This window comes from Streptomyces sp. NPDC031497, assembly GCF_055580905.1.
The window spans coordinates 1-25,231 of record NZ_JBVIKO010000043.1 but is presented as its reverse complement, the minus strand read 5'-3'; the positions used below and the strand labels follow the sequence as shown (position 1 = coordinate 25,231).

Here is a 25,231-nt window from a genome sequence, read left to right as displayed (position 1 = left end):
TATTAGCCGCCCAGTCCTCTTCCCAGCTCCCATAGCTGCAGGGTCGCCGACGAGTTGACGACATAGGAGATCCCTGTGATGTCGTCGCGAGCAGCCACGAACTGCTTCCCCTGCCACAGCGGGAGGACCGGTACGTCGGTTGCCACAATGTCCTGGATAGCCGTCAGGGAGGCCACAGCCTCGCCCCGGTTCGCTGTACGCAAGGACTGGGGAATCAGTTCGTTGCGGATTTCCCCATTGGCATAGGGGGTGTTGAGGGTGTTGTCCTTGTCGAGGAACGGGGTGATGAAGCTGTCGGCATCCGGGAAGTCAGGGAACCAGCCCATACCGTAGACATCGAAGGCACCGTCGCGGGCCGCCGGCCTGAAGGCCGACCACGGCCTGCCCTGCACACGGACGTCGAACAGACCGCTCGCGTTGAGCTGCTGACGCAGAATCGCGAACTCTTTCGCGGTAGCCGCGCCGTAGTGGTCGGTCGTGTAGTGCAGAGTCAGTTTCACGGGTGCCGTGATGCCCGCTTCAAGGAGGATCTTCCTGGCGGCCGAAACACTGGGGTCACCGTACTTGTTGTAGAAGGAGTTGGAGTGACCGGTCACCGTGGCCGGGACCATGGAGTAGAGCGGCTCGGCCTGGTCGCCGTAGACCTCGGAGACGAGTCGAGCACGGTCGACGAGCTGAGCCATCGCCTGCCGGACCGCCCGGTCGCGTACCGAAGGGGCGTCGGTGTTGAAGGCCAGGTACCGGATCTCCAGGCCCGCCATCTCGACGAGGTCGATGTCGCCGTCGGCGGTCTCGGAGAGCTTCCGGATCTGCTGCGGTGACATGGTTCGCGTCATGACGTCGATGTCGCCCTTCGCGAGCGCGTCGCCCATGGCGTCCGCGTCAGGAAAGGAACGCAGTTCGGTCTTGTCGTTGCCGAGGCGGTACGCGCCCTTGTAGGAAGGGTTCTTGGTGAAGACAGCGTCTACCAGCTCATCGTTCTTGACCACCGGCTGCATGCTGTAGGGACCGGACCCGTCCACCCGGAAGCCGTCGCGCAGCCCGTCCCTTTGGTAGTACTTACGGCTCACGATCCCCGCAACAGGCGTCGAGAGCTTGTACGGGAAGGTGGCGTCGGGCGTGGTCAGATGAAAGACGACCTCCTGGTCGCCGACGGCCTCTACGGTGTCGATGGTCGACAGGAGAGCGAAGACACCGCTGTCCGCTTTGATCGCCCGGGCACGGTTGATCGAGTACTTCACATCGCCGGCGGTGACGGGGGTGCCGTCGGAGAACGTCAGCCCACGGCGCAACATGCAGACATAGCGTTCACTGTCGCGGTCGGTGAAGGCGCAGCTCTGCGCCGCGTCGGGGACCGGGGCGCCGTCGCCCTTGGGTTCGGTCATCAGCGTCTGGACGGTCTGCCTGAGAATGTTCCAGGTGCCGATGTCGTAGGCATATGCCGGATCGAGCGGTGCGGGAGCGTCCTCGGACGCCGTAAACCGATCCGTGGTGCCGACGACAATGGAGCTCCCACTACCGCCGCCAGAGGCACCACAGGCGGCGAGCAACGGGGCCAGCAGCCCGGCCACCGTCGGCAACACCAGTCTTCTGCGGTTCATATCGCCTATCTCCAGGGCGTCACATCAGCGGGGCAACACGCCACGGGGCCTCCGTCGGCCAGGGGAGGAATCCGCCGACGGAGGCCCGCTTCCTAACGGCAAGGATGTTACTTCGTGTCAGCGACATGTCGAGACACATGTCAGCCTCGTCGAAACCTGTGGTTGGTGACTGGTTGTTGAAGATACCCGTAAAGCCGACCGGACGATCTGGGCATACACGTTCCATCAGATACATGCACACACTCCGGGGACCGACGGCCCGTCACATTCCGTGGGTACATCGCCGCCATGTTTTACCCAAAGGTTCTGAAGACCTGCCCCTTCGGGAATGTTGCGCACGGAGGAACCCGGTCTCACACGATCTCACCCTCCGTACCCTGAGAACGGGTGAGGCCGCGTCCTTGCTCCCCGTTAGTCCCCCTCCCGGCACGGGGATGGTCTCTATCCGGGTGTCTCCTCTTCATGTCTGCGTCGGCTGCTCCCCGTCCACAGGGAGCAGCCGATCCGTTCCGTCAGGTCACTCCGGCGAGGCCGACGAGCCCCGGAGGGCGGCCACGACGTCGGCGAACATCCGGGCCTTGGTGGTGCCCAGGGCGTCACCGGCCTTGGCCGTTTGAGCGCGGGCGATCTCCAGTGCCGTGTCGCGTACGGCGTCCAGGGGCACGGCGCGGTCGGCGATGCGGTCGGCCTCGGCCTCCGTGCCGCCGTAGCGGCGACCGGTGATCATGGCTTCATGAGCGGTCTGCGGTGTCAGGCGTGCCTGGACCAGGGCGGCCATGCCGTGCGGAAAGGGGAGACCCATGGCGAGCTCGGGCAGGCACCAGTAACCTCGGTCGGCACGCATCACCCGGAAATCGTGGGCGAGGGCGAAGATGGCCCCGGCACCGAAGGCGTGGCCTTGCACCGCGGCCACCGTGACGGCGGGCAGACACAAGAGGCGTGTGAAGACCTCATGCACCCGTTCCGTGTACTCCCGGCGCGTCTCGGTATGGGTGGACAGCCACGCCAGGTCCAGGCCGTTGGAGTAGAACTTCCCAGTGGCAGTGGTGATCAGAGCCCGCGGACCCTGAGCCTTCTCCACTTCCGCCAAAGCGATGTCCAGGGCGGCGATCCAGCCTGGATGGAACAGGTTCTCGCTGTCACCGAGGTCGAGGACGAAGATGTCGTCGTGGCGGTCGAGGGTGGGCATGGCGGCTCTCCTAGGGACGGATCACGACGGCGTTCCGAGCGACAGGTGCACACCGACCGTGCCGCACCTCCTGCCGCGGCCCCGCCGAGCACTGTGCGTCGAGTGTTGTCATCAGTCGCATGCGAGACCCTAATCTGGTCCAGTAGTGCTGAAACGTGGCGGCTGCTTCCACGCGGTGTGCGCAATCCATGTGTTTGGTGGAAATCTTGACCCGAGTCCCTCACAACCGCCAGTGTGTGCACCCGAGTCGGCCACTTTTGGCCGTTCGTGGCTAAGACAGGTTTCTCCCACAGGGGTTGAGAGGCATGTCTCTCCCTGCACGGCGGCAACGGTGCACGGGGGAACGTAGCATCACGTACCCGACGAGGAGAACGGCACTCCGATGTACCGGCGGGTGCCTCCGGGAATCGCACCCACGCAGGAGAGATGTATGAATGTGACAGCACCCTTCCAGGTCGACCTGGAGAACTTCGTCGCCGACATGGTCTTGACCTTCAACACCTACGGTGATCGCAGCGCCGCCGTGGTCTGGCCGCAAGGAGACGAGGCGGTGGTGGCGGCCCTCGAAACCGCTCATCAGGAGGAGGAAGGCGAGGAGCACCCCGCCCGCGCCTTGGCCGAACAGCTGGTTTCCATGCTCGACCGGCGGGTGGGCATCAAGTATCGCCCCGCCCCTTTCGAGTACGTCGAGGAGGAGCCTCGCACAAGTGCCGACACCTTTTTCGTGGCTCTGCGTGGCGCCGTTGATGTGCAGCTCTCACCGCTGGGCCCCGGCTGGCTCGCCGAGATGGGCGAGCTCCGTCTTCGGCTCCTGCCGGGCGAGGTGCTCTATGTTCCCGCTGGTTTCAGCTGCGCTCTGACCGGACGGCGCCCCACGTTGATCCTGGAGCTGACACTCAAGGACTAAGGCATCGGCACAGCAACGTGTGCCGCATCCCAAACCAGTCATGCTGCTAGCCCGCCAGTTCTCCCGGTACTCGGGAACAGGCGCTGCCCGGTCGGCGGATGCCTGCCGGGTACTGCTCCGCACTCGCGGCGAGCACCGCCGTGAGCAGCCCCGGGAAACGCTCTTCCAGTTCCTCGGTTCGGGGCGTATTGAGCTTCGCCGTCCCCCTGTAGTGCTGACGGATGACGCCCGCTTCGCGCAGCACACTGAGGTGATGCGTGAGCGTCGACAGCGACACCGGCACGTCGAATGCCCCGCAGGTCATGTCCTCACCCGCCAGTATCAGCTGCAGCACCACCTCACGACGCACCGGATCCGTCAAGGCCTCCATGACCTGCTGAAGAGATACCTGTGCCATCTCGGGGTGGGGCACTATCCGGGGGGTGGTGCGGCGGGGAGACACGACTGCTCCTTGGTGGGGCGGCATCGGCCTTCCATCCATAACACGGTCCTCACTCGACCGTGTCAGGCAGCGAACCCGATGCTGGTGACGTATTCGTACTGCCCGTACTGCGAGCCCAGTTCGACGGTGATGTCGTTGAACCAAGCATCGTCCAGGGCATCGCGGTCGTCATTGGCCCAGGCGCCGACCACTCGATCCCAGTGGCGCACATTGAGGGTGCGGAACGACACGTCGCGCTGCCGCGGTCGGAGCACCTGCGATTGGTTGATCGGGTGGAACTCGACGCGGGTACCGCGGCCCTGGCGATTGAGGCGGGCGACAAGATAGCGGGCGACATTTTGACGCCGCACCACACGGTACACCGTATCGATGAGCTGGAGGTTCTTCGTCGACGGGTTCCGTCTGCCGTCCAGCCAGGCCCTAATCGTACGGTCGGTGACCGACAGACCCGCCTCTCGGGCCGCCTGCCGGGCGCGGTCGGTTCGGGTCAGAAGTGCAGCCGTGCCAGTAGTCCGCGGCGCTGTGTGATCGGCGTGGCGACGAAGCCGGCCAATGCGTCCAGCCGACGGGCCACCGCTTCATACCCTTTGGCGCCGCTGGCCCCGTACTTGCCGACTCGTTGTTCCTCTCCGGCACCGATGTCTCCTCAGCCGTGCGGGACCGACCCCCTCTCGCCCGCCGGTCCCGCCGGGGGCTCAAGAATATCGGACGGCCTCGGGCGCCGGGCTCGGTCACATCGGCGCGACGTTGTCAGCGAAGCCCAGCTGCCGCAGTGCGCTACGAAGCCGCTCCGCCGCATCGTCCAGAGCGGCTTCGTCTCCGATCCCGGCCTGGGTGAAGTCCAGGTCGGACATGTCCCACACGGGAGCGACGTGGATGTGCAGATGGGGTACTTCGAAACCGGCGATGACCAGGGCGGCGCGCGGTGCGCGCCACGCGAAACGTACTCCGAGGCCGATCGCCTGCGCCACAGTGACACAGTGGGCGAGCAGACCGCTGTCCATATCGGTCCACTGATCCACTTCCTGCCGGGGCACCACCAGCGTGTGGCCGGGCGTCAGCGGGGCGATGCTGAGGAAAGCAGCTGCTTCGGAGTCCTGCCAGACGAACCGCGCGGGCACGTCGCCGGCGAGAATCCGCGAAAAGAGCGACGGCATGTGACGCATGCTCCCTGGTGTGTGGTCGTGGTGTCTTCTTCTTCGATCCCCCGGGCGGAGGAGCAGGCGGTGCTCACGCTTCCTCCCACCTTGGCGCGAGGATCATCCTCATTTATGAGGAGCCAGCCTACTGAGCCGGGTTCCGGTCGCGCTGAGAGGACCATGCGTACGACGCGGCCGGTGTCTACGTCCGCGACACCGTGGCCGGGATACCGGGAAGCGGCGCCAGGGTGAGCAGCCCGCATCCATAGGCCTTGGCCCGGCCGACCCCTTGAGTGAGAGTGCGGCGCAGGAGGACGGGGTCGGTGATCTCCAGACGGCCGCCGTAGGTGACGGTGAAGATGGTGACCGCGTTGCCCCGTGGCCGACGGGCGCCCGGTGACTTGTCGAAGGCCAGAGTCCTCGGGGCGCCGACGGACAGTTCGTGACTCTCTCCTAGGTTCTCGTCCTTCTCCACGACGCGAAACCCACACTTCTCCTGCCGTTCGAGCAGCCAGCGCTTCTGGTGCGCGGGGGTCACATGCGCAGTGATCTTGCCTGCTTCGTCACCGGCGCGGCGCACAGTGTGAACGGGATTCGCGGTCAGCCGGAAGGCCCAGTGGTCGCCCTGGCCAAGGCGTTCCAGGAACGGGTCGTAGGGCCGGGTCTGCCAGCCGGGACTGTCCGGGGAGGCCACCGCAGGCCAGCCCGATTGCTCGACCAGGTGGGTCAGATCCGGCCGGTGAGGACTGACGACGTAAAGCAGCACCTCGGCGCGTGCTCGGTGATCCAGACGCCACAGCACACGGGGTCCTGCGGGGGCCGGGGCGTCCGTGGGCATCAGTGCGGGGAAGGAGGCCATGACCGCCGCGTGCATGGCCTGCGGCGAGGACAGGAGGCGACGGGCGCCGGCGCGTGCGGTGTTCATGCGAAAGCGGGTGAGGAAGGACATCAGGCGCTCTCCTCCTCCAGGGCGTCGAACGGTTCGTGGGGCGTCGATACAACCGTGGCACCCGGGACGGGCACCGTGGAGGCGACCAGCGCGCGCCAGGCGTGCCGCCGGTGTGCGGCGCTGAAGCTCACCGGCTGATCCCGTTGCCACTCCGCCCCGTGCTGTTCGTCCGCTGCGGCTTCCCGCAGGATGACCAGGCCGTCGGCTCTCGGCTCCGGGTAGCTTCTTCGGTACCAGTCGGAGGCCTGCCACGCCACGCCGGCCAGCACATCCTCCAACGGCCCCGCGTCATGAAGGCCCAGCTCGACGGGGGCTGCCGGCGGGCAGGACCGGCGCCCGAGAAACGGCGGATGCACCGGCGTCTTCAGAGCGGCGTGCAATCCGGCGAGGAGGTCGCGGTCCCCTTCGAGCGCGGCGACAAAAACGGCGTCCGCGAGGTAGTACCGCTCGGACAGCGGCATGGCCTTGCCAGTCCGCGGGTGGTGGGCGGTCTGGAAGTCCCTGACCGGAGTGCCGGGCTGGTCGATGCGGACGCCGAAGCGCAGGGCCGCCAACGGCTCGAGCCGGGTGTCGTCGTCGCGTTCGATTCCTGCGGCCGCCGCAAGCAGCCCGATCACGGCGCTCTTGGTGGGGGCCGGTCCTGTCGTGCGGCGGGCGAAGTGAGATGACGCGCCCCACGACTGCAAGGGCCCCGCGAGGCGGAGCAGCAGAACGCTCACGCGGTCATCTCCAACCGTTCCGCCACCGCCGCGCCGACGGCGGCGACCAGCTCGCCGAGACTGTCCGCTTCGGAACCGAGGTCGGCCAGCGCGAGGGTGTTGGGACCGACGCGCAGTACCCAGGTCAGGGTGGACTCGTCGTCCGCGTAGGCACGTTCGATATCGGGCACGAAGGCGGCGAGCCGGTCGGACGCAGCGCGCACATGGCCGCCCTGATCGCTGCGGACGGGCTCTTCGAAGGCGGCCACGAAGCTGATCGGGCGGGTGGTGCGCAGTTTGACGACGACGGCGTCCGGCAGGGTGTGATGCCCGAAGGTATTGACCTTCCCGCTTGGCAGAGAGGCGATGAAGCTGTGCACGAAAGCTTCGACGGCCCTTCGCACGGGCTCGGTACGCGGTGCGTCCGCGCGCAGGCCCTGGCCCAGATTGGCGGCCAGTTGATGCACGCTGAGCGCCGCGTAGCGGTACAGAGTGGCGGAATTGAAGTCGATGAAGCCGATCATTCCGGCACCCGTTTCGTCCTCGGTGTTCTCGTCGTCCACCGCTGTGTAGTAGTCCGACTCGGTTTCCGCCCGGTGCACGCTGAGGGCGTGGGCGACCTGCACCGCGGCGTCGACGTTGTAGTCGGCGGCGTCCGCGACCATACGGCCGAACAGGGCGATGTCCACCGAGTGGCGGCTGTCCGCGATCTCCTTGACCAGTTCCTTGGTCTGCTTGCTCTTCAGATGCGCGGCGACATCCCCCGCACCATCGAGGGCGAGCCGGGCCAGACCGTCCAGCTGCTGCGCGCTCAGGAAGACAAGGTATTTCGACTCCGGAATCGGCGCGCTCCCCGCTTCCTTGGCCTGGTCCGCCTTCCGCTTGGGGACTTCCGTCTTGAAACGGGCCGCCTTGATCATTCCGTCGGCCAGCTGAAGTGCCACCTCGGCGCTGATGGAGTCGTCGAGGGAGACGATCCGCGTGGCCAGCACTTCGACGACTTTCCTCGTCCGCACCCCGAGCTCGTCCGGCTCCAGCAGGTGTGCGTCACCGAAGTAGGTGCGCGTGGCGCGCTTCCACGCCTGGCTGGAGACCCGGGCGCGCGACACTCCACCGTAGAGGGCCGTCTTGGGCGCGCCAGTGTCGTCCCTGTTCAGATTGCTGGGCGGAACAGTCTGCAGCGCGTGCACGTCCAGGAAAATGCGGTTCACAAAAAGTCCTTCTCGGAGTCCGAGGAACAGGTGGTGTCGGGTCCCGCGCGTCCTAGTCCGCGGTGTACCAGGGGCTATGGAAGGACCGAGTCCATTCGCGGCGAACGCTGTCGGGACCCTCGGGCGTCTGCCAGGCATACATCTGGCCGGCGAGCAGCCCGTAGTCCAGCGAGACACCGGCAGCACGAAGCAGGACGACAAGACCGCGCAGCTGCTGTGCCAGAACCGTCAGATCGGGGGCCGATCCGGCCCGCACGAGCCTCTTGCGGACGCCCTCGTCGACCTCGCCGGCCGACATCAGGCGCCGGGCGGCGGCGCCGAGTCCCGTGGGCCACCCCAAACTGGTGGGACGGTGCATGCGCCAGACACGCCCCCACTGGTGAAACGCCCACAACGTGAGCGCCGCGTGCAGCGCCTCACCCGCACGCCACAGCTCCGCTTCGCGCCATCGGCGTTGGCCCTCCGATGGCGCGTACAGCGAGCTGGTGTCGATCAGATCCCACAGGTCGGGCGTGTCCGCGGGGTTCCTGCCCGCGCCGCGACGCAGACGGGCCACCGCTTCAACGTCCTTGGCGACACCGAGAAAGTAGCCGCGTTGACGGTCCGCGATCAGCGATCCGGCGAGCTGAGCGATGCGCCCGGAATCCGTGTCCAGGGGGGGCGTGGTGGTCATACGGGCACCTTCAAGTCGGTGAACGCCGGCGCCGAAGCGGTGCGCTCGCGGGAATCGGGGGTGTCCAGCTGCTCACCGGTAACCGGCGCCGAGCCGGGCGGAGAACCGAAGACCTCGGCCAGGCGCTCGCGGAACCACCTCTCGGCCAGTCCCGCGGTCAGCCAGTACACGCCCTGGGTACCGGCCACGGTCCGGCCCCGCCAGGCCGCCGTTCCAGCAGTTTCAACGAGCAGTTTTCCGACCCCGGTGAGGAGGCGGTGGGCCACCTGGTCCCAGTCCCGTCGGCGTTTGGCCGGGTCGCCGGTGTCATCCAGCGTGACGAGCCAGGCCCGGTAGGCGCTGTCGAGCGCGGCGAGCCCACGCTCCTTGGCGGACGACCGGGCCTCGTCTGCGTCCCGGCCGACTGCCCGGGCCAGATCGCCGCCGAGATTTCCCAGGGCCCGCAGCCCCAGTTCGGCACTGCGGACCGCTCCGGCAGCTTCCTCGGCCGGACCGCAGTCGAGCCTGTCCAGCAGCGCCACCGGAAGGTCCAGGTGGTCGTCGATGACCTCGTCGACGACGGACTGCTGGGTCCCGTACTTGACACCCATCAGACGGACTCTGACAAGCCGGTCACGCGGCACAGCGCCGTCGCTGACGAGCCGACCGAGCCACTCCAGGACGGCCGGCCTCAGAAGGGGCGCCGCTTCCCCGTCGCGCTCCGGCCCTGCCGAGTCGACCACAAGGACGCTGCCGCCCCACCAGGCCGGTCTCGCAGGTTCGTGTTCCCGCGGCAGATATACCGGGGACCGGCCCAACTTCCTCTCCTGTTCTGGGCTGCGTCGCCAGGCTGTCATCGGTTCAAGACGGTAACGGTCGCGCGGCGTCAGCGGATCTCCGTAGCTGAGGACGACGCCATACACGTGATCGCCGTTGTGGTGCAGGCGCACCCGCCGTGTCTGCCACGTGTAGAGGTCCAGCAACCCCGTCGGTGTGCGTTCAGTGCCTTCGGGGCCGCAGGGCTCCGCCCGCCAGGTCGGCCGATCGGCCGCCGCTTCCGCGGACCTGCTGTCGGCGGCGATCAGGTTCAGCAGGAGCGTCTCGCGCAGCGTGGCGCCCTCGACGAAGACACCGCCCAGATTGCCGGCCCAGCCGGTACCCATGGGGTACCCCTTGCCCGCCTTCACCCGCTCGTCGCCCACCGCACCCGACTTGATCCCGGACGTGTCATAGGCATGCGCGTGGACGAGCCATCGGGCGGCCTCGGCAAAGGTGAGACGCTCGACCGATGGCATCCGGGAGGAGAAGAACGGTTCCCCGTTGGGCACATCGGCCACCAACCGGTTCAATGAGAACACTTCGTTCTTCGCCGTACGCAGTTCCGCGGTCTGAAAAAACGGCTCCGCCGGGTGAAGGAGGTCGAACCGGTCCCGGTGTCTGTCCAGGTAGGGGCCGACAGGGCTGAAGCACTTCTCGTCAGCCCACAGGTGCTTCCAGTCCTCGATGTCCTGCGGCCCGCCGAGAGCGTCGTGGACAATGGCCAGCAGCAGCCGCAAGAGGGCGAATTCCTGGGTGGCGAGATCGCCCACGAGCCTTCGCAGCTCACTGGCCTGGCCGAAAAGCTGCCGCAACGACAGCTCGTCCTGCCGCCCGTCGGCCCGCAGGACGCCGATCCAGGGCCGCGTGATCAGGTCGAAGCTCGGCGCGTTGGATGCAGACTCGTCACGTGGTGGGGTCACAGGCTTCTCCGTGCGCCGAGCCGTATCAATCCTCAAGCCGCTTCCTTCAGTACTGCTTCCCGGCCGGCCCAGGTGATGCACAAACATACCTGCCGACACTCATGACACACAAACACGTATCACCCCTTTACAAAACATGTTTCTGATTTGAGGTTTCATATGACCTTAGTGACTGGAGCAACCTGGCGAGCAGCATGCACATCCACCGTGTACTCCTGCAAGCCGGACCGGACAGAATGAGGCGATCTTGACGAACTACAGCGGCGGGGCGGAAACCCCCTATGCCCCTCCCGAGTCCGGAACCGTGGTCGTCTATCGCGGCGCCACGCTGTTCGACGGAACGGGTGCACCGCTCCGACCCGCGACGTCCGTCGTCGTGGACGGCTCCGTCGTCCGGGCGGTCGCGGACGATACGGAAATGCCCGCTCTACACACGGGCAAGGCCGAGGTGGTCGATCTCAGCGGCCACTTCATCACCCCGGGGCTGGTCGACGCCCATCAGCACCTCGCCACCCCACCGAACCGCCGGACCGCCGAGGCCGTACTGCGCCGTCTCGTGTACAGCGGAGTCACCGCGATACGGGACATGGCGGACGACCTCCGCCAGATCGGCGATCTCACGCGTGCCGCACGGGTCGGGGAGATCCCGGCCCCCGACATCCACTACGCGGCTCTCATGGCGGGACCGGGCTTCTTCGACGACCCCCGCACCCATCAGGCGACACAGGGCGCCGTCCCCGGCGCAGTGCCCTGGATGCAGTCCGTCACGAAGGCCACCGACCTTCCCCTGGCCGTGGCCATGGCAAGAGGGACGTACGCCCGTGCCATCAAGGCCTACGCGGACCTCGACGCGGACCTGCTGAAGGCCATCACCACCGAGGCACACCGGCAGGGCATCGCCGTGTGGGCCCACGCGGCTGTCTTTCCGGCGACGCCGGGCGAGGTCCTCGCAGCCGGAGTGGACACGGTCTCCCATGTGACACTGCTGGGCTACGAGGCAGCCACCGGCCCCCTAACCGCCTTCGAGGACATGCCGGATGTGGACCACGACAGCCTGGTCACCGGCACGGACCCGCGGATGGTGGCACTCTTCGCCCGTATGCGGGAGCAGGGCGTCGTGCTGGACGCGACCGCCAGGCTCTGGGAGAGCCCCGAGTTCACCGGTCACGACGCCGCGTCCCGAACGCGCTCCGCCCTCGGAACGGAGTTGTCGACAGCCCTGACGGCCCAGGCGTATCGCGCCGGAGTGGCCCTGGCCACGGGCACCGACTACGAGACCCTCCCCCACGAGCCGTTCCCCGCGCTCTACGAGGAACTCTCCTTCCTGGCGCAGCGGTGCCGCATCCCCGCCCAGGACGTACTGCGTTCGGCCACATCGATCGGCGCGCGGAGCGCCGGCGTGGAGCACGTCACGGGCACGGTCCAGCCCGGCAGACAGGCCGACTTCGCGGTCTTCGCCCAGAACCCGCTCGATGACATCGAACATCTGCGCAGCATCACTCTGACCGTCAAGCGGGGACGGAGGTTCCCTCGCAGCGAATTCGGCGACAGCACGGAGCGGTAGTCCAGAGCGGCGGTCGGGCCCGGACGCGGACCGTTGTCCGATTTCCGGTCGCTTGGGTCGCTGTTCGCGACCCGGGCGGGGCCGGCCGCAGTCCAGGAAGGCGGCCGGGGTTGTCCCGATCGGAGGTCAGGCTATTGCGCCGTAATAGCCGAACGCCACGGGCTTGCTGGCTCCAGTACCGTTCCGAAGGCGGCGGCCGGGGTTCAGTGACCGCTCGTCCGGCCCTGGCGGCGGCCGTCGTGGTGCTTGTTGAGGATCTCCAGCATCCGGTCGAACTCGAGGTCGCTCATCTCACGGATGAGGTGCAGGGCGAGAAAAGCCCCGTCGTCGTAGGGCAGCTCGCCGTCTACCGGCCAGCTGCCTGCGGCCATGGCTTCGACGTCCGTCCGGGGTTCGGGGACGGTGTCGTTCCGGTCGGCCGCCACCCGGGGAGCCTGGCGGACGGGGGGCTTGGAGGCGGGTGCGACCGGGACGGCCGTCTCGGCGGCGATGGCCGTGAACGCACTCGGCTCGGACTCCTCGATGCCCGGCACCTCAGCCTCGGCCGGACGGGGCTCGACAGGCAGCGCGGCCTCGGGAGCCGCGTAGGCCGGGGAGACGGGCTCGGCCTCAGGTTCCGCCGCCGGTGCAGGGGCCTGGACGGGTTCTCTCCGTTCGGCTTCCTTGCGCGCCCGTTCGGACTTGAGTCGTTCGAGGGCTGCCTGCTGGTGTTCCTCGGGTTCCTTGGCGACCGAGCGCAGGAGTTCGACGGGTTCCTCGCCGACCACAGCCTGGAGTTCGGGTGTCAGGTTCAGCAGGGCCAGGCGCTGGGAGACCCATCCCTGGGACTTCCGCAGCCGCTTGGCGAGCTTGACCTGAGAGCCGTGGATGCCGAGCAGGCGCCGCAGTGCGCGGGCCTCGTCGAGGGGATCGAGGTCATTACGGTGGATGTTGGCCACGAGCGCGGATTCCAGGATGCCGTCGCCGTCGGCGCCCTGGTCGTCGTCGACCATGACGTTGAGATGCGTCAAGCCGGCCTCGCGTGCGGCAGCCAGGCGGCTGCTGCCATCCACCACCACGTAGGTGGCGTCGGGGTCGAGATCCGGTTCGAGTCGGGGGTTGGCCTTGACGAAGGCGTCACGGTTCATGACCGTGATGGCCTGCTTCTGCCCGTGTTCCTTGAGGCTGGCGGCAAGTTCACTCAGGTCGCCCAGCGTGGTTCGCGGGTTATCTGGGTTGGGGCTGATGCGGGTGACCGGAAGCCGGGCCGGAGGGGCGACGCCTTCGGTGGGAACGCCGGTGGCGGCGCCGATGGCGGTCCGACGGGCGCTGACCGGCCGGGCGGCGCCCCCGAACCGTCCGGAACCCAGCTGATCTGCCTTGCTCATGAGATCTCCCGCGCCAGGGCACGCATGCCCACGGCCTGCTGCGAGGAGGGGGCGTAGCTCAGGAGCGGTTGCTTCATCCGGACGGCTTCCTTCTGTTCCTTGAGGTCACTGACCAGACCCACGACCCGCGGATCCTTTATGTCGATCCACCCCTGCAAGGACGACGTGGCGATGTAGCCACGGCGGCCGTCGTACAGGTTCACGACGATACCCAAGTAGTCGATGTCCAGGCCGAGGTCGTTGCGCAGGTCCTCGATCTGGTTGGTCAGCAGGTCGTACGCGTCCGCAGAACTGTCCTCCGCCTGGACGACGATGAGGGCCCCGGACTGGCCGGGCAGTTCACCGTCACGCCGACGGCCGTAGTAGGCGGCGGCGTCCATGCTGAGGCCGAGGCTGGGCGGACAGTCCACGATGATCACATCGTAGTCCGCTTCGAGCGGCAGCAGGGCTCGTTCCAGAGCGGCCTCGCGGGCCCGTACGGCGGACAGACGGACGTCGAGCAGGAACGCGTCGTGGCACGAGGGCAGCAGATGCAGTCGGCCGCCGAAGTGGTCGTCGTCGACGGAGACAATCAGGTCGCGCAGATTGCCCTTGGGGTCGCCGGCCATGTGATTGGTCAGGCTGTCCCCGTTCATCGCCAGCGGAGCCGCGCCGAGCTGGTTGGTGAGGTGGGACTGGGGGTCGAAGTCGACAAGGAGGACGCGCAGTCCGAGGCCGGGAAGCTTTTCGACCTCGAGCGAGTCCGAGGTGCCGCTGTCCGCTTCGCCGCCGGACTCGCTGGCTCGCAGCGCGGTGGCCAGCGCCTTGGCGACCCGGACGGGATAGAGGCGCTCGGGACTCTCCGAGAGGGCTTCGCCCACACCGGCCGTGATGGCGGTCTTGCCCACACCGCCCTTCTGGTTGCACACGACGATACGGCGTGTGATGTCCGGGCGTTGCGTCTCGGGGGCCGGGTTGGTGTCGAGCCAGAGCTGGACGGACTGGGCGAGTCCCTGGATCAGAGAGATCCGGCGGTCTTCCGTGATACCGCGGAAGCTCTCCCACTGTCCGGCGGGCAGGAAGGTCGAGAACGACTCGGCCCCTCCGGTCTCGACCGACGCGATGGCAGAGGCGAGGCCGCACCAGGCGTCGATTCCCTGTTCGACGGCGGTCTGGATCTCGATACCGAGCTGGGCGGTTCTGATCTTCAGGCTCTGCCGGAGCCATCCGGGAAGTTTGGACACGACCTTCTCGCGGTCGTTCGCAGTGGCTGACATAGTCATGACGCTACCTTACTAACGCGCTTGATCATTCGCCGGGTTGACACGTTAGTTTTGCACGATTGTTGAGAACGGTCCCGGTCACTTCGGCAGCCTCGGCCGTGGCCGTTTTCCATCGCCTCTTGGCCTCTCAGCCGTGGCCGCGCCCCAAGGGCGCGTCCACCATGGACGTCATGAACGACAGCACTCAGTCCACCACCATGCAGACCATCACCCAGGACGAACTCGGCGGCCCCGAGGTTCTCCGGCAGGGCACCGCCGCGCGACCCACTCCTCGCATCGGTGAGATCCTCGTGCGGGTACATGCCGCGGGGGTGAACCCGGCCGACATCATGAACCGCACGTCGGGGCTGTTCACCGGCAAGCCGCCGTTCGTCCTCGGCTGGGACGTCTCCGGCACCGTCGAGGCCGTCGGCCCGGGCGTGACCGTGCACAAGGCAGGCGATCAGGTCTTCGGCATGCTGCCGTTCCCCCACGGCCCCGGCGGCTACGCCGAGTACGTGATCGCGCCAGCCCGCGCATTCGTGGCAAAGCCAGAGCGTCTCGACCACGTTCAGGCGGCCGCTCTGCCCATGGCCGGTCTCACGGCCTGGCAGGCCCTGGTCGACACCGCCCACATCGGCGAGGGAAGCCGGGTGCTGATCAACGGAGCCGCAGGGGGCGTGGGTCACCTCGCCGTCCAGATCGCGAAGGCTCACGGCGCCTACGTCATCGCGGTGGCCTCCGCAGCCAACGCCGACTTCGTACGGTCCCTCGGCGCTGACGAGGTAATCGACTACACGACCACCAGCATCACCGATGCCACCAAGGACCTGGACGCGGTGCTGGAGAGCATCGGGGGCGACTACCCCGTCCAGGCCGTCTCGGTCCTCAAGCCCGGCGGGATCCTGGTCTCCACCCTGCCGCCCACACTCGCTCCCGCCGTCGCAGCGGCCGCCGAGCGCGGCGTGCGGCTGGCCGGCATATTCGTCGAGGCGGACAGGGGCGGCATGTCGGCGCTGGCCGCGCTGGCCGCCGAGGGGCGCCTCGTCCCGACCGTCACCGCCACGTTCCCGCTAGACCAGGCCGCCACCGCCCAGTCCACCAAGCCCTCCCTCGGCAAGACCGTTCTCGTCGTCGCCTGACGCTCCCGCGGATGTCCCGCCGTCCCGACCGGGAGCGCTCGTTAACCGCACTGTATCGCGTGATCCCTCGGAGTTCGGCTGATCTTGGCAGTCGCCGCATCACAAAGCCTCGCCCGGTATGTGCCGGACGGGGCTGAGGTCTTTACGGCGCGAGTTGTGACGGCCGCCGTGGGCTGCGTTTGGGTCTGGTTGTGCAGCCTCGGCCGTGACCATGGGGCGAGCCTTCCCGATTTGGAGTGTGCCGACAGGAGCACACCGTTATGGTCGGAATGCCATGTGCGTGCTGGGAGGGGGCTGCAGGTGACGGGTGTTGAGGTTGCGGTCGGGTACATGTGCGCGTGGTTGGTGGGTAAGGCGCGTCGGGTGGCGGGGCGGGCTGATGGTGAGGTCGACCGGACGCTGGATGCCGGGATGGATCGATTGCATGACTTGGTCAGTCGCAAGCTGGGTGCGGACCCTGCGTTGGAGCGGGCCCAGGAGGAAGCGGAGAGCGGGCAGGATGAGCTGTCGGAGCGTACCCGGCGCAGGCTGACGGACTCTCTGGAGGACGCTGTCGAGCGGGACGGGGAGTTCGCGGCGGCGCTGGCGCAGCTCGTTGAACAATTGCGGGCTGCGGACACCGGGGCTGATGTTCCGGCGGGGGATCACATCGATTTCCGGTACGGCACGTTTCACGGGCCGGTCCAGGGCAAGGGCACCCAGCACAACCACGGGGGCCCATCGAAGTGAGCGGCACCGAAGACCGTCCCGACACTGGCGACCGCGACCACGTCGATTTCAGGGGCAGCGAGATTCGTGGGCCGGTGCAGGGCAAGGGGACTCAGAACATCTACTTCGGGATGTCCCGGGTGCCGGCCGCGTTGCCGCATCAGGTCGGGGTGATCCCGTCTCAGGCCGGTTGTTTCCAGGACCGGGCCGAAGCTGCTCGACTGCGCCAAGCGCTGGACGGGGGCGGGGCCACGGTCGTCAGTTCTGCGGATGGGGTGTTGGCGGGTGGGGTGCTGTCAGGCATGGGCGGGGTGGGTAAGACTCAGTTGGCTGCTGACTACGCACGTTCCGCGTGGCGGGCGGGTGAGCTGGACGTGCTGGTGTGGATCACCGCCAGCAACGCCACACAAGCCGCGTCGGGGTATGCGCAGGCCGGCATGGAGATCCTTGGTGCTGAACCCGAACAAGCGGTGCAGGCGTTCTTGTCCTGGCTGGAGCCCGGACCGGGGGGACGGTCGTGGCGGTGGTTGGTGGTATTGGACGATGTTGCCGATCCTGGCGATTTGAATGGGTTGTGGCCACCGGCCAGTCCGCATGGGCGGATTTTGGTCACCACCCGTCGCAAGGACGCTGCTCTCACCAACGATGGCCGGCGATTGATCGAGGTCGGCTTGTTCACCGAAGGCGAGTCGGTGGAGTACCTCACCGCCGCCCTGGCCACCCGTGACCGTATAGAGCCTGCCGGGCAGCTCGCTGTTCTGGCGAGCGAATTCGGCTATCTGCCGCTTGCGCTGTCGCAGGCTGCCGCCTATCTCATCGACACCGGCATGGACTGTGCCGACTACCGGACCCTGCTCACTGATCGCGCCACGAAATTGGCCGACGCCTCTCCCGATGCCCTGCCTGACGGGCAGACTCACACCGCGGCGGCTGCTTGGACGGTCTCCATTGAGCGCGCCAATAGCCTCAAACCCGTTGGTCTTGCCCGGCCGTTGCTTCAGCTCGCCGCGTTCCTTGATCCCAGCGGCATCCCCGATTCTGTCCTCACCAGCCCGCCGACTCTCGCCCTCTTGGCCATGGCCTCAGGCCATGACCTTGGCCGGGTCACCCCTGCGGAGGTTCGGCGTGCGTTGAGGGCGCTGTACAGGCTTAGCCTGATCGACCACACCCCCGCTACTTCGCACCAGGCGGTCCGGGTTCACCAGCTCATCCAGCGCACGGTCCGCGATGCCCTCGCTCCTGATCGGCACGAACAGATCGTCCGTGCTGCAGCCGCTGCTCTGCTCGCTGCCTGGCCCAGCATCGAGAACGACACCGGGCTGGCCCAGGCCCTGCGCGCCAACACCACTGCCCTTGCCGCCCGAGCCGAAGACACGCTCTTTCTGCCTCAGGCGCATGCTGTGTTGTTCCGGGCTGGCCGCAGTCTTGGAGAGGCGGGCCAGGTCACCGCTGCCCGTGACTACTTCCATCACCTCACCCGCACGACGACCTTCCGGCTGGGCCCCGATCACCCCGACACCCTGTCCGCCCGTCACAATCTTGCTTCCTGGCGGGGGGAGGCGGGAGATCCGGCCGGCGCCGCCGCCGCGTGCTCTGAGCTGGTGGACGACTTCACGCTGATGTTGGGCCCCGACCACCCCCACACCCTCATCACCCGGAACAACCTCGCCCTGTGGCGGGGGGATGCGGGGGATGCGGCTGGTGCGGTCGCTGCGTTCGCTGAGCTGGTGGACGACTGCATGCGGGTGTTGGGTCCTAACCACTCCCACACACTCACCGCCCGTCACGGCCTTGCTTACTGGCGTGGGGAGGTGGGAGATCCGGCCGGCGCCGCCTCCGCGTTTTCGGAGTTGTTGGATGACCGGTTGCGGGTGTTGGGTCCTGACCACCCCGACACCCTCGCCACCCGTCACAACCTTGCTTACTGGCGTGGGGAGGCGGGAGATCCGGCCGGCGCCGCCGCCGCGTTCGCCGAGTTGCTCAACGACTGCATGCGGACGTTGGGTCCTGACCACCCGCGCACACTCACCGCCCGTCACAATCTTGCTTACTGGCGGGGGGAGGTGGGAGATCCGGCCGGCGCCACCGTCGCGTTTTCGGAGTTGTTGAATGACCGGTTGCGGGTGTTGGGTCCTGACCACCCTCACACTCTCGCCACCCGTGACAGCCTCGCCAGCTGGCGGGGGAAGTCGGGGGATCCGGGCGGCGCTGTCGCTGTGTTCGCGGAGTTGTTGGATGACCGGTTGCGGGTGTTGGGTCCTGACCACCCCGACACCCTCGCCACCCGTCACAAACTTGCGTACTGGCAGGAGAGGGTTTTGGAAGGAAAAGAGGGTGAAGCAAGTGTCGGCGGATAATGTGATCGCCGAACCTTCGGTTGCAGCCTGGTCATGAGCCATCTGAACGGCACGGTCTGTACCGCGACTACTCCCGCTCGTGTGCCGGGAGGATGAGGTACGCCGATGGTGGTGGCCTGACGGCCGAGGAGCGACTTGGGCGTGAGCAAATCCGGTCGGCAGCCGCTGGCCTGATTGAGGCCGGGACGAGTGACCGGGAGGAGGCCCGGCGGTTCAGGGGGCCGGGGTGTCGACGAACTGGTGGCGGTTGGCCCTTGGCGTCGTGCGACCGGCTCACAGGTGCGTTCCTGACCGGGACGGCGGGACATCCGCGTGCCGTGCCCGGTGCCCGAGAGACACCCCGGGCCTTCTTCAGCCGCCGACGGCCGCCGTGCTGTCGCGCGTGATGAGTTCGGGCAGCGGAACGCGCACCGTACGCGGATCCGCCCCGTCCAGCAGCCGGACCAGTTCGCGCGCGGCACTGCGCCCGAACATCACGCTGTCGCGGGAAAGCGCCGACAACTGCGGTGTCACCATGCGGCACAACGCGGAGTCCTCCCAGGCGACCACCGAAAGATCACGCGGCACCGCGAAGCCGAGACCGGCCGCCGCGGCGATGCCGGCCAGCGCCATCACGTCGTTGTCGTAGATCAGTGCCGTGGGCGGTTCGGAACCGGCGAGCACTCGCCGGGTGACGGCCGCGCCCTCGACGTCCGAGTAGTCGGTGGTCAGCGAACGCACCTCGGTCAGATGACGCCGCTCAGCCTCGTCCCGCAGACTGCGCACACGGCGTTGGGTGTGCGCGAGGTCCGGCAGCCCGGCGATGTGCGCGATCCGGCGGTGGCCCAGCCGGTAGAGCGTGTCGATGACGGCGGCCATGGCGCCGGCGTCGTCCGCCCACACCGCCGACAGACCGGAAACCAGTTCCTGCGGTCCTCCGCCGATGACCACAGCGGGCAGCCCGAGGTGCTCCAGCAGCTCCGGCCGCGGATCCTCGGAACGGGGATCGACCATCAGAACGCCGTCCACCCGGTGTTCCGCCCACCAGGCCCGGTACACGGCGCACTCGTCCGGGATGTCCTCCACCACCTGGAACAGCAGCCCGAGATGCCGCTCCGCCAGCACTTCCTGGATGCCCGCGACCAGCTGAAGAAAGAACGAGTCGACGCCGAGCGTGTGCGCGGGACGGGCCAGCACAAAGCCGACGGTGGCGGCGCCCTCGCCGGAGAGCTGGCGGGCGGCGGTGCTCGGCCGCCAGCCAAGTTGCTCGGCCACCCTGCGCACCCGGGCACGGGTGACCTCCGAGACACCCGGCCGGTCATTCAGGGCGAAGGAGACAGCGCTCTCGGAGACCCCGGCACGCAAGGCGATGTCCTTCATCGTCGGCCTGCGCGCCGCGGACCGCTTGGCCGTCACTGCCCCCACCTCTCGTGACTATAACAACTAATGCGCTTGAGCGGACCAAGACTAAAGCGCATTAGCCAAGATGTGCAAGTGACTCCACCAACGCCCTGACCTGCTTGTTCAGCAATCTGTCGCACAAATCAAGTAGAAATCCATTGACTTTTACGACCGAGGCGTTGCAAGGTCTGCGCCTGTACCCCCGTGGCCGGCATCGTCGCCGCGGCCCGTCGTGTGAAGGAGCCCCAGCCGTGCGCATATCCCGCAGAGCCCTCGCCACTGCTGCCGTGACCGCGGTCCTGCTGCCGCTGACCGCCTGCGGCTCCGGAGGCGGCGGCGGTTCGTCCAGCGACGGCTCGGGCAAGATCGAAGGCGACATCACCTTCCAGACCTGGAACCTGCGTGCCAACTTCAAGTCCTACTTCGAGGGCCTGATCGCGGACTTCGAGAAGAAGTACCCCGACACCCACGTGAAGTGGGTCGACCAGCCCGCCGAGGGTTACGCGGACAAGATCAGCGCCGATGCGGCCGGCGGCACCCTCCCCGATGTCGTCAACGTATCCCCCGACCTCGCGGCCCCACTGGCCAAGGCGGGCCTCGCCCTCGACCTGGGCAAGGACAAGGCCGCGGCGAAGTTCAAGAGTGAGTACCTGCCCGGCGCATGGGCGAGTACCGAGCTGCCCGGCCTGTCCGGCACGTACGCCTTCCCCTGGTACCTCAACACCGGGCCGCTGTTCTACAACAAGGCCCTCTTCAAGAAGGCCGGGCTCGACCCCGATCAGCCGCCCACGACGTACGACGAGCTGTTCCAGGACGGCCTGGAGATCGCGAAGAAGACCGACGGCAAGGTCGCCACCCTCGCCAACATCCCCACCATCGAGGACTTCGGCCGCTACGGCGTCGAGCTGATGAACAAGCAGGGCACCGCCTTCACCTTCAACGACTCGAAGGGTGTGCAACTCCTCGCCGAGTACAAGAAGTTGTACGACGCCAAGGCACTGGACCCTCAGGCGCTGACCGCCACTCCGGAGTCCTCCGGCCAGAAGTTCCTCACGGGCGCGGTCGCCATGAACCCCGGCAGCGCGCTGGACCTGAAGAACTTCAAGACCCAGGCGCCGAACCTGTACAAGAACATCGGCATCACCGACCAGATCACCAGCACCGGCCACGTCAACATGTACGTCATGGGCCTGCTGGTGAACTCGCAGTCGAAGCAGAAGCCCGCCGCGGTCGCGTTCGCGCACTTCGTGACCGACGCGCAGAACCAGATGTCCTTCGCTAAGAAGGTCGCCATCTTCCCGAGCACCACCGGCTCCCTGGACGACCCGTACTTCACCAAGGAGGACGGCACCGACGAGACCCGGGTGCGCATTGCGGCCGCCAAGTCGCTGAAGACAGCCGCGAACTACACGCCGGTACTGTTCAGCGACCAGATGAAGACCGCGCTGCGCAACGAGGTCGCCAAGGCACTCCAGGGCAAGGAGAGCCCCAAGACAGCTCTCGACAACGCTGTCAAGGCGTGTGACCAGCTCCTCCAGCAGGACTGATCTCGATGGCCGGGTCACCTTCCACACCGTCCGCGCCGCGAGCCGCCCGCTCCCGGGTGCGGCGCCAGCTGGCCGCCAGCCCGTGGCTCTTCGCCGCGCCGGGTCTCCTCGTCACCGGCGCATTCGTGCTGTACCCGTTCGTGTCGACAGTGGTGAACTCCTTCACCGACCGGCGCACCCTCATCCCGGGCCGGTTCGTCGGACTCGCCAACTTCCGTGAGCTGCTGCACGACGACATGTTCTGGATCGCCCTGCGCAACAGCACTCTGTATGTGCTCGGGGTGGTGCCCGCGCTGGTGGTCCTGCCGCTGCTGCTGGCGCTGCTGGTGCAGAAGAACATCCCCGGCATCGCGTTCTTCCGCTCGGCCTTCTACACCCCGGTCGTCGCCTCGATCGTCGTCGTCGGCCTGATCTGGGTGTGGCTGCTGGACGAGCGCGGGCTGGTCAACTCACTGCTGGGCATGCTCGGCGCGGGGCCGGTCGGCTTCCTCAGCGACCAGTGGCTGCTTCTGCTGAGCGCGATGGCGGTCACGGTCTGGAAGGGCCTCGGCTACTACATGATCATTTACCTTGCGGCGCTCGCCAATGTGCCGCGCGAACTGCACGAGGCCGCCGCCGTGGACGGCGCCGGCGCGGTACGCCGTTTCCTCACTGTCACCGTGCCCGCCGTACGCTCCACGATGGTCCTGGTCGCCGCGCTCTCCTCGGTTGCCGCGTTCAAGGTCTTCTCCGAGGTGTACCTGATGGCCGGGCCGGACGGCGGTCCGGCCGGCGAGGACACCACCCTGGTGATGCTGGTCCAGCGCACCGGTACAGGCCTGTCCGGCCGGGTCGGCTACTCCTCGGCGATCTCGGTGGTCGTGTTCGTCATCACCGTCGTCCTGATGCTGCTGGTGCTGCGCGCGGACCGGAAGGACGAGGTACAGGCATGAGCGAGAAGACCCGTACCCCGCACCGCGGCTCGTGGCGGACCGACGAGAACGGCCGGCGCCTGCGTGCTTGGGAACTCGTCGGGCGCTATCTGCTGCTCCTCGCCGTACTGGCGCTGACGGTCGGCCCGTTCCTGTGGCAGCTGTCCACCTCGCTGAAGGGTCCGGCGGACGACATCTACTCCTCACCGCCGTCCTTCCTGCCCGGGCATCCGACACTGCGCAACTACAGCCGGGTGGCCGACATCATCCCCGTGTGGGACTACGCGCTGAACTCGCTGAAGGTGGCCGTCGGCAACGTGGTCACCAATTGCGTCGGCTCAGCCCTGGCGGGTTACGCCCTGGCGCGGCTGCGCTACCGGGGCCGCGGCACCACCACCGTGGTCTTCATCCTGGCCATGCTGGTGCCCGCCGAAAGCATCATCATCGCCCAGTTCACGACCATGCGCTCACTCGGGCTGAACAACACGCTCATCGGCGTGGTGCTGCCCGGCTGCGTCGCCGCCATGAACGTGCTACTGATGCGCAACGCCTTCCTCAACCTGCCCTACGAGATCGAGGAGGCGGCCTACGTCGACGGCGCCAACGTCTGGCAACGGTTCCTGCGGATCGCGCTGCCCTCGGTCAAGGGCACTCTCGCCGTCGTCGCGATCTTCGCCTTCATGGGCGCCTGGGACGACTTCCTCTGGCCGCTGATCGTGCTCAGCGACTCCTCCAAGTTCACCCTGACCGTGGGCCTCAACTATCTGCACGGCACCTTCGCCAACGACCAGCGGCTGGTCGCCGCGGGCACGGTGATCGCCGTCGTGCCGCTCATCGTGCTCTTCGCCTGCCTCCAGCGCTACTTCTTCCGTGGGGTCGGGGAAGGCGCCGTCAAGGGCTGAGCGTTCCGCTCCCGAACCGCCCCGACATACCGCACCACCTAGGACTCCGCATGCCTTCATCCGTGCGCTTCGGCGTCAACTACACGCCCAGCGAGGGATGGTTCCACCACTGGCTCGACTTCGACCTGGACTCCGTGCGAGCCGATCTCGACTCCATCGCCGCGCTCGGCCTGGACCACATCCGGGTCTTCCCGCTGTGGCCCTACTTCCAGCCCAATCGCACCCTGATCCGCCCCAGCGCCGTGGAACAGTTGGTCGCCCTCGCCGACGCGGCCGCCGAACGCGGCCTCGACGTCAACGTCGACGGCCTGCAAGGGCATCTGAGCAGCTTCGACTTCCTTCCCGCCTGGACCCGCACCTGGCACCGGCGCAACCTCTTCACCGACCCGGACGTCGTCGACGGCCAGGCCGCCTATCTGCGTACCCTCGCCGCCGCGCTCGCGGACCGGCCGAACTTCATCGGGATGACCGTCGGCAACGAGGTCAACCAGTTCTCCGCCGACCCGCACCCCGACCCCGACAGGGCCACTCCGGAACAGATCGACAGCTGGCTGGAACGCATGCTCGCGGCCTGCGAGGAGGGCGCGCCCGGCCGGCTGCACCTGCACGCCGAGTACGACGCCGCCTGGTACCAGCACGACCAGCCCTTCACCCCCGCTCACTCCGCCCGTCTCGGCGATGTCACCGCCGTGCACTCCTGGGTGTTCAACGGCACCGCACAGCGCCACGGCCGGACCTCGGTCCCCACCGAGCACCACGCCGCCTACCTGGTCGAGCTGAGCAAAGCCTGGGCAGACGATCCGCACCGGCCGGTGTGGCTGCAGGAAGTCGGCGCACCAGCGCCGCTCATCCCGGCCGAACACGCCGCCGCCTTCACCGAGGCGACCGTCGCGAACGTCCTGGACTGCCCCGGCCTGTGGGGCGTGACCTGGTGGTGCTCCCACGACGTCTCCCGAGGCCTCGCCGACTTCCCCGAGCTGGAGTACGGCCTGGGGTTGCTGACCAACGACCGCAAGCCCAAGGAGCTGGCGCACGCCCTGGGCCGGGCCGCACGCCAGAACACCTACGCCCCGCCGCCGCGAACCACCGCACTGGTCGTCCCCGCCGATCCGGCCCACCGCTCGGTGCTGGCCCCGGGAGGCTCAGTGTACGACGCCTTCTTCCGGCTGACCGCCGACGGCGCCCGCCCCACCACCGTCCTCGACGCCCGTGCCGAAGACCCCGGCCAGCTGCGCGCGCGTGGCATCACCGAGGTCGTCACGGCCGAACAGGTGCTGCGCACACCGGTCCGGGACGGCCGGGAGTGACCCGGCCCCTGCCTGTCCACCACTCTGGTAACCACCCGCTCATGTACAACCCGTGGAGCTTCCCGCATGCATGACGACCGTAGCCTGGTTGAAGCCCGCCTCAAGCGCGTCCTCGACGAGCGCATCCGTCCCGCCGTGTACCCCGAGTCCGTGCCGCTCGACGTCGCCGTGTGGCACGCGCCAGGCGAGCCCGTGCCGGTCGACGAAGGGCTCGCGGCCGAGCCCGGACCGATCGAGGTGGGCGCCCGGTGGGGTGCTCCGTGGGGCACCAGCTGGTT

Annotated in this window: 22 protein-coding genes and 2 pseudogenes; 11 read left to right on the top strand and 13 right to left on the bottom strand. The window is 67.6% G+C overall.

What is annotated here, in order from left to right; translation table 11 throughout:
- Positions 1-2: 2 nt before the first annotated feature.
- Together ACZ5K7_RS46075 and ACZ5K7_RS46070 are read right to left on the bottom strand one after the other, a co-directional pair.
- Positions 3-1,601 carry an ABC transporter substrate-binding protein gene (locus tag ACZ5K7_RS46075; RefSeq protein ID WP_468924178.1) on the bottom strand — a complete coding sequence of 533 codons (1,599 nt, stop codon included), beginning with the start codon at positions 1,599-1,601 and terminating at the stop codon, positions 3-5.
- Positions 1,602-2,118: 517 nt separating this feature from the next.
- Positions 2,119-2,790: an enoyl-CoA hydratase/isomerase family protein gene (locus tag ACZ5K7_RS46070; RefSeq protein ID WP_468924175.1), complete on the bottom strand. Its 672-nt coding sequence runs from the start codon at positions 2,788-2,790 to the stop codon at positions 2,119-2,121.
- A gap of 430 nt (positions 2,791-3,220) precedes the next feature.
- Between ACZ5K7_RS46070 and ACZ5K7_RS46065 the strand changes: the two genes are divergently transcribed.
- Positions 3,221-3,697 (top strand): hypothetical protein, encoded by a 477-nt coding sequence (locus ACZ5K7_RS46065; protein ID WP_468924172.1) that lies wholly within the window; start codon positions 3,221-3,223, stop codon positions 3,695-3,697.
- Between the two features lie 46 nt (positions 3,698-3,743).
- Here the strand turns inward: ACZ5K7_RS46065 and ACZ5K7_RS46060 are convergent, their stop codons facing one another.
- The 8 genes and pseudogenes from ACZ5K7_RS46060 to casA form a co-directional block, all read right to left on the bottom strand.
- Positions 3,744-4,094: an ArsR/SmtB family transcription factor gene (locus ACZ5K7_RS46060; RefSeq protein ID WP_468924169.1), complete on the bottom strand. Its 351-nt coding sequence runs from the start codon at positions 4,092-4,094 to the stop codon at positions 3,744-3,746.
- A gap of 107 nt (positions 4,095-4,201) precedes the next feature.
- Positions 4,202-4,775: pseudogene (locus ACZ5K7_RS46055) on the bottom strand (transcriptional regulator).
- A 95-nt stretch (positions 4,776-4,870) separates the two neighbouring features.
- Positions 4,871-5,296: an HIT family protein gene (locus tag ACZ5K7_RS46050; protein WP_468924166.1), complete on the bottom strand. Its 426-nt coding sequence runs from the start codon at positions 5,294-5,296 to the stop codon at positions 4,871-4,873.
- A gap of 184 nt (positions 5,297-5,480) precedes the next feature.
- The gene (gene cas6e, locus ACZ5K7_RS46045) at positions 5,481-6,227 is read right to left on the bottom strand and encodes a type I-E CRISPR-associated protein Cas6/Cse3/CasE (protein ID WP_468924164.1); all 747 of its coding nucleotides are present in this window, start codon (positions 6,225-6,227) and stop codon (positions 5,481-5,483) included.
- Complete coding sequence (gene cas5e / locus ACZ5K7_RS46040; protein ID WP_468924161.1) at positions 6,227-6,946, bottom strand: type I-E CRISPR-associated protein Cas5/CasD; 720 nt, start codon at positions 6,944-6,946, stop codon at positions 6,227-6,229. Before cas5e ends, cas6e begins: the two co-directional genes overlap by 1 nt.
- Positions 6,943-8,136 carry a type I-E CRISPR-associated protein Cas7/Cse4/CasC gene (gene cas7e / locus ACZ5K7_RS46035; protein WP_468924158.1) on the bottom strand — a complete coding sequence of 398 codons (1,194 nt, stop codon included), beginning with the start codon at positions 8,134-8,136 and terminating at the stop codon, positions 6,943-6,945. Before cas7e ends, cas5e begins: the two co-directional genes overlap by 4 nt.
- A gap of 52 nt (positions 8,137-8,188) precedes the next feature.
- A complete protein-coding gene (casB, locus tag ACZ5K7_RS46030) occupies positions 8,189-8,809 on the bottom strand; it encodes a type I-E CRISPR-associated protein Cse2/CasB (protein ID WP_468924156.1) in 621 nt (206 codons plus the stop codon).
- Positions 8,806-10,563 carry a type I-E CRISPR-associated protein Cse1/CasA gene (gene casA / locus ACZ5K7_RS46025; RefSeq protein WP_468924153.1) on the bottom strand — a complete coding sequence of 586 codons (1,758 nt, stop codon included), beginning with the start codon at positions 10,561-10,563 and terminating at the stop codon, positions 8,806-8,808. The genes casB and casA overlap by 4 nt, the downstream gene beginning before the upstream one ends.
- A gap of 211 nt (positions 10,564-10,774) precedes the next feature.
- Between casA and ACZ5K7_RS46020 the strand changes: the two genes are divergently transcribed.
- Positions 10,775-12,091, top strand: a complete 1,317-nt coding sequence (locus tag ACZ5K7_RS46020; protein WP_468924150.1) for an amidohydrolase family protein — start codon at positions 10,775-10,777, stop codon at positions 12,089-12,091.
- A 203-nt stretch (positions 12,092-12,294) separates the two neighbouring features.
- Here ACZ5K7_RS46020 and ACZ5K7_RS46015 read toward each other — a convergent pair whose 3' ends face one another.
- Positions 12,295-13,458 carry a ParB/RepB/Spo0J family partition protein gene (locus ACZ5K7_RS46015; protein ID WP_468924147.1) on the bottom strand — a complete coding sequence of 388 codons (1,164 nt, stop codon included), beginning with the start codon at positions 13,456-13,458 and terminating at the stop codon, positions 12,295-12,297.
- Positions 13,455-14,720, bottom strand: a complete 1,266-nt coding sequence (locus tag ACZ5K7_RS46010) for an AAA family ATPase (RefSeq protein ID WP_468924144.1) — start codon at positions 14,718-14,720, stop codon at positions 13,455-13,457. Before ACZ5K7_RS46010 ends, ACZ5K7_RS46015 begins: the two co-directional genes overlap by 4 nt.
- A 170-nt stretch (positions 14,721-14,890) precedes the next feature.
- Here ACZ5K7_RS46010 and ACZ5K7_RS46005 point away from each other — a divergent pair, with 170 nt between their 5' ends.
- The 4 genes and pseudogenes from ACZ5K7_RS46005 to ACZ5K7_RS45990 form a co-directional block, all read left to right on the top strand.
- Positions 14,891-15,841, top strand: coding sequence for an NADP-dependent oxidoreductase (locus tag ACZ5K7_RS46005; RefSeq protein ID WP_468924143.1), 951 nt, complete (start codon positions 14,891-14,893; stop codon positions 15,839-15,841).
- Positions 15,842-16,141: 300 nt separating this feature from the next.
- Positions 16,142-16,570: a hypothetical protein gene (locus ACZ5K7_RS46000; RefSeq protein ID WP_468924140.1), complete on the top strand. Its 429-nt coding sequence runs from the start codon at positions 16,142-16,144 to the stop codon at positions 16,568-16,570.
- Entirely contained in the window at positions 16,567-18,906 is a 2,340-nt protein-coding gene (locus ACZ5K7_RS45995) for a tetratricopeptide repeat protein (protein ID WP_468924138.1), read from the top strand. Before ACZ5K7_RS46000 ends, ACZ5K7_RS45995 begins: the two co-directional genes overlap by 4 nt.
- A gap of 92 nt (positions 18,907-18,998) precedes the next feature.
- Positions 18,999-19,162, top strand: a pseudogene (locus tag ACZ5K7_RS45990) (IS630 family transposase); the annotation flags it as partial.
- A gap of 95 nt (positions 19,163-19,257) precedes the next feature.
- On the opposite strand, the gene ACZ5K7_RS45985 reads toward ACZ5K7_RS45990, so the two are convergent.
- Positions 19,258-20,301, bottom strand: a complete 1,044-nt coding sequence (locus tag ACZ5K7_RS45985; protein WP_468924287.1) for a LacI family DNA-binding transcriptional regulator — start codon at positions 20,299-20,301, stop codon at positions 19,258-19,260.
- A 236-nt stretch (positions 20,302-20,537) separates the two neighbouring features.
- Between ACZ5K7_RS45985 and ACZ5K7_RS45980 the strand changes: the two genes are divergently transcribed.
- The 5 genes from ACZ5K7_RS45980 to ACZ5K7_RS45960 all read left to right on the top strand — a co-directional run.
- Positions 20,538-21,833, top strand: a complete 1,296-nt coding sequence (locus tag ACZ5K7_RS45980) for an extracellular solute-binding protein (protein WP_468924136.1) — start codon at positions 20,538-20,540, stop codon at positions 21,831-21,833.
- A 5-nt stretch (positions 21,834-21,838) separates the two neighbouring features.
- Positions 21,839-22,765, top strand: a complete 927-nt coding sequence (locus ACZ5K7_RS45975) for a carbohydrate ABC transporter permease (protein ID WP_468924134.1) — start codon at positions 21,839-21,841, stop codon at positions 22,763-22,765.
- The gene (locus ACZ5K7_RS45970) at positions 22,762-23,646 is read left to right on the top strand and encodes a carbohydrate ABC transporter permease (protein ID WP_468924132.1); all 885 of its coding nucleotides are present in this window, start codon (positions 22,762-22,764) and stop codon (positions 23,644-23,646) included. Before ACZ5K7_RS45975 ends, ACZ5K7_RS45970 begins: the two co-directional genes overlap by 4 nt.
- A 50-nt stretch (positions 23,647-23,696) precedes the next feature.
- Positions 23,697-24,953 (top strand): glycoside hydrolase 5 family protein, encoded by a 1,257-nt coding sequence (locus ACZ5K7_RS45965; protein ID WP_468924130.1) that lies wholly within the window; start codon positions 23,697-23,699, stop codon positions 24,951-24,953.
- Positions 24,954-25,019: 66 nt separating this feature from the next.
- The coding region (locus tag ACZ5K7_RS45960) for a hypothetical protein (protein WP_468924127.1) at positions 25,020-25,231 on the top strand (212 nt) is incomplete at its 3' end.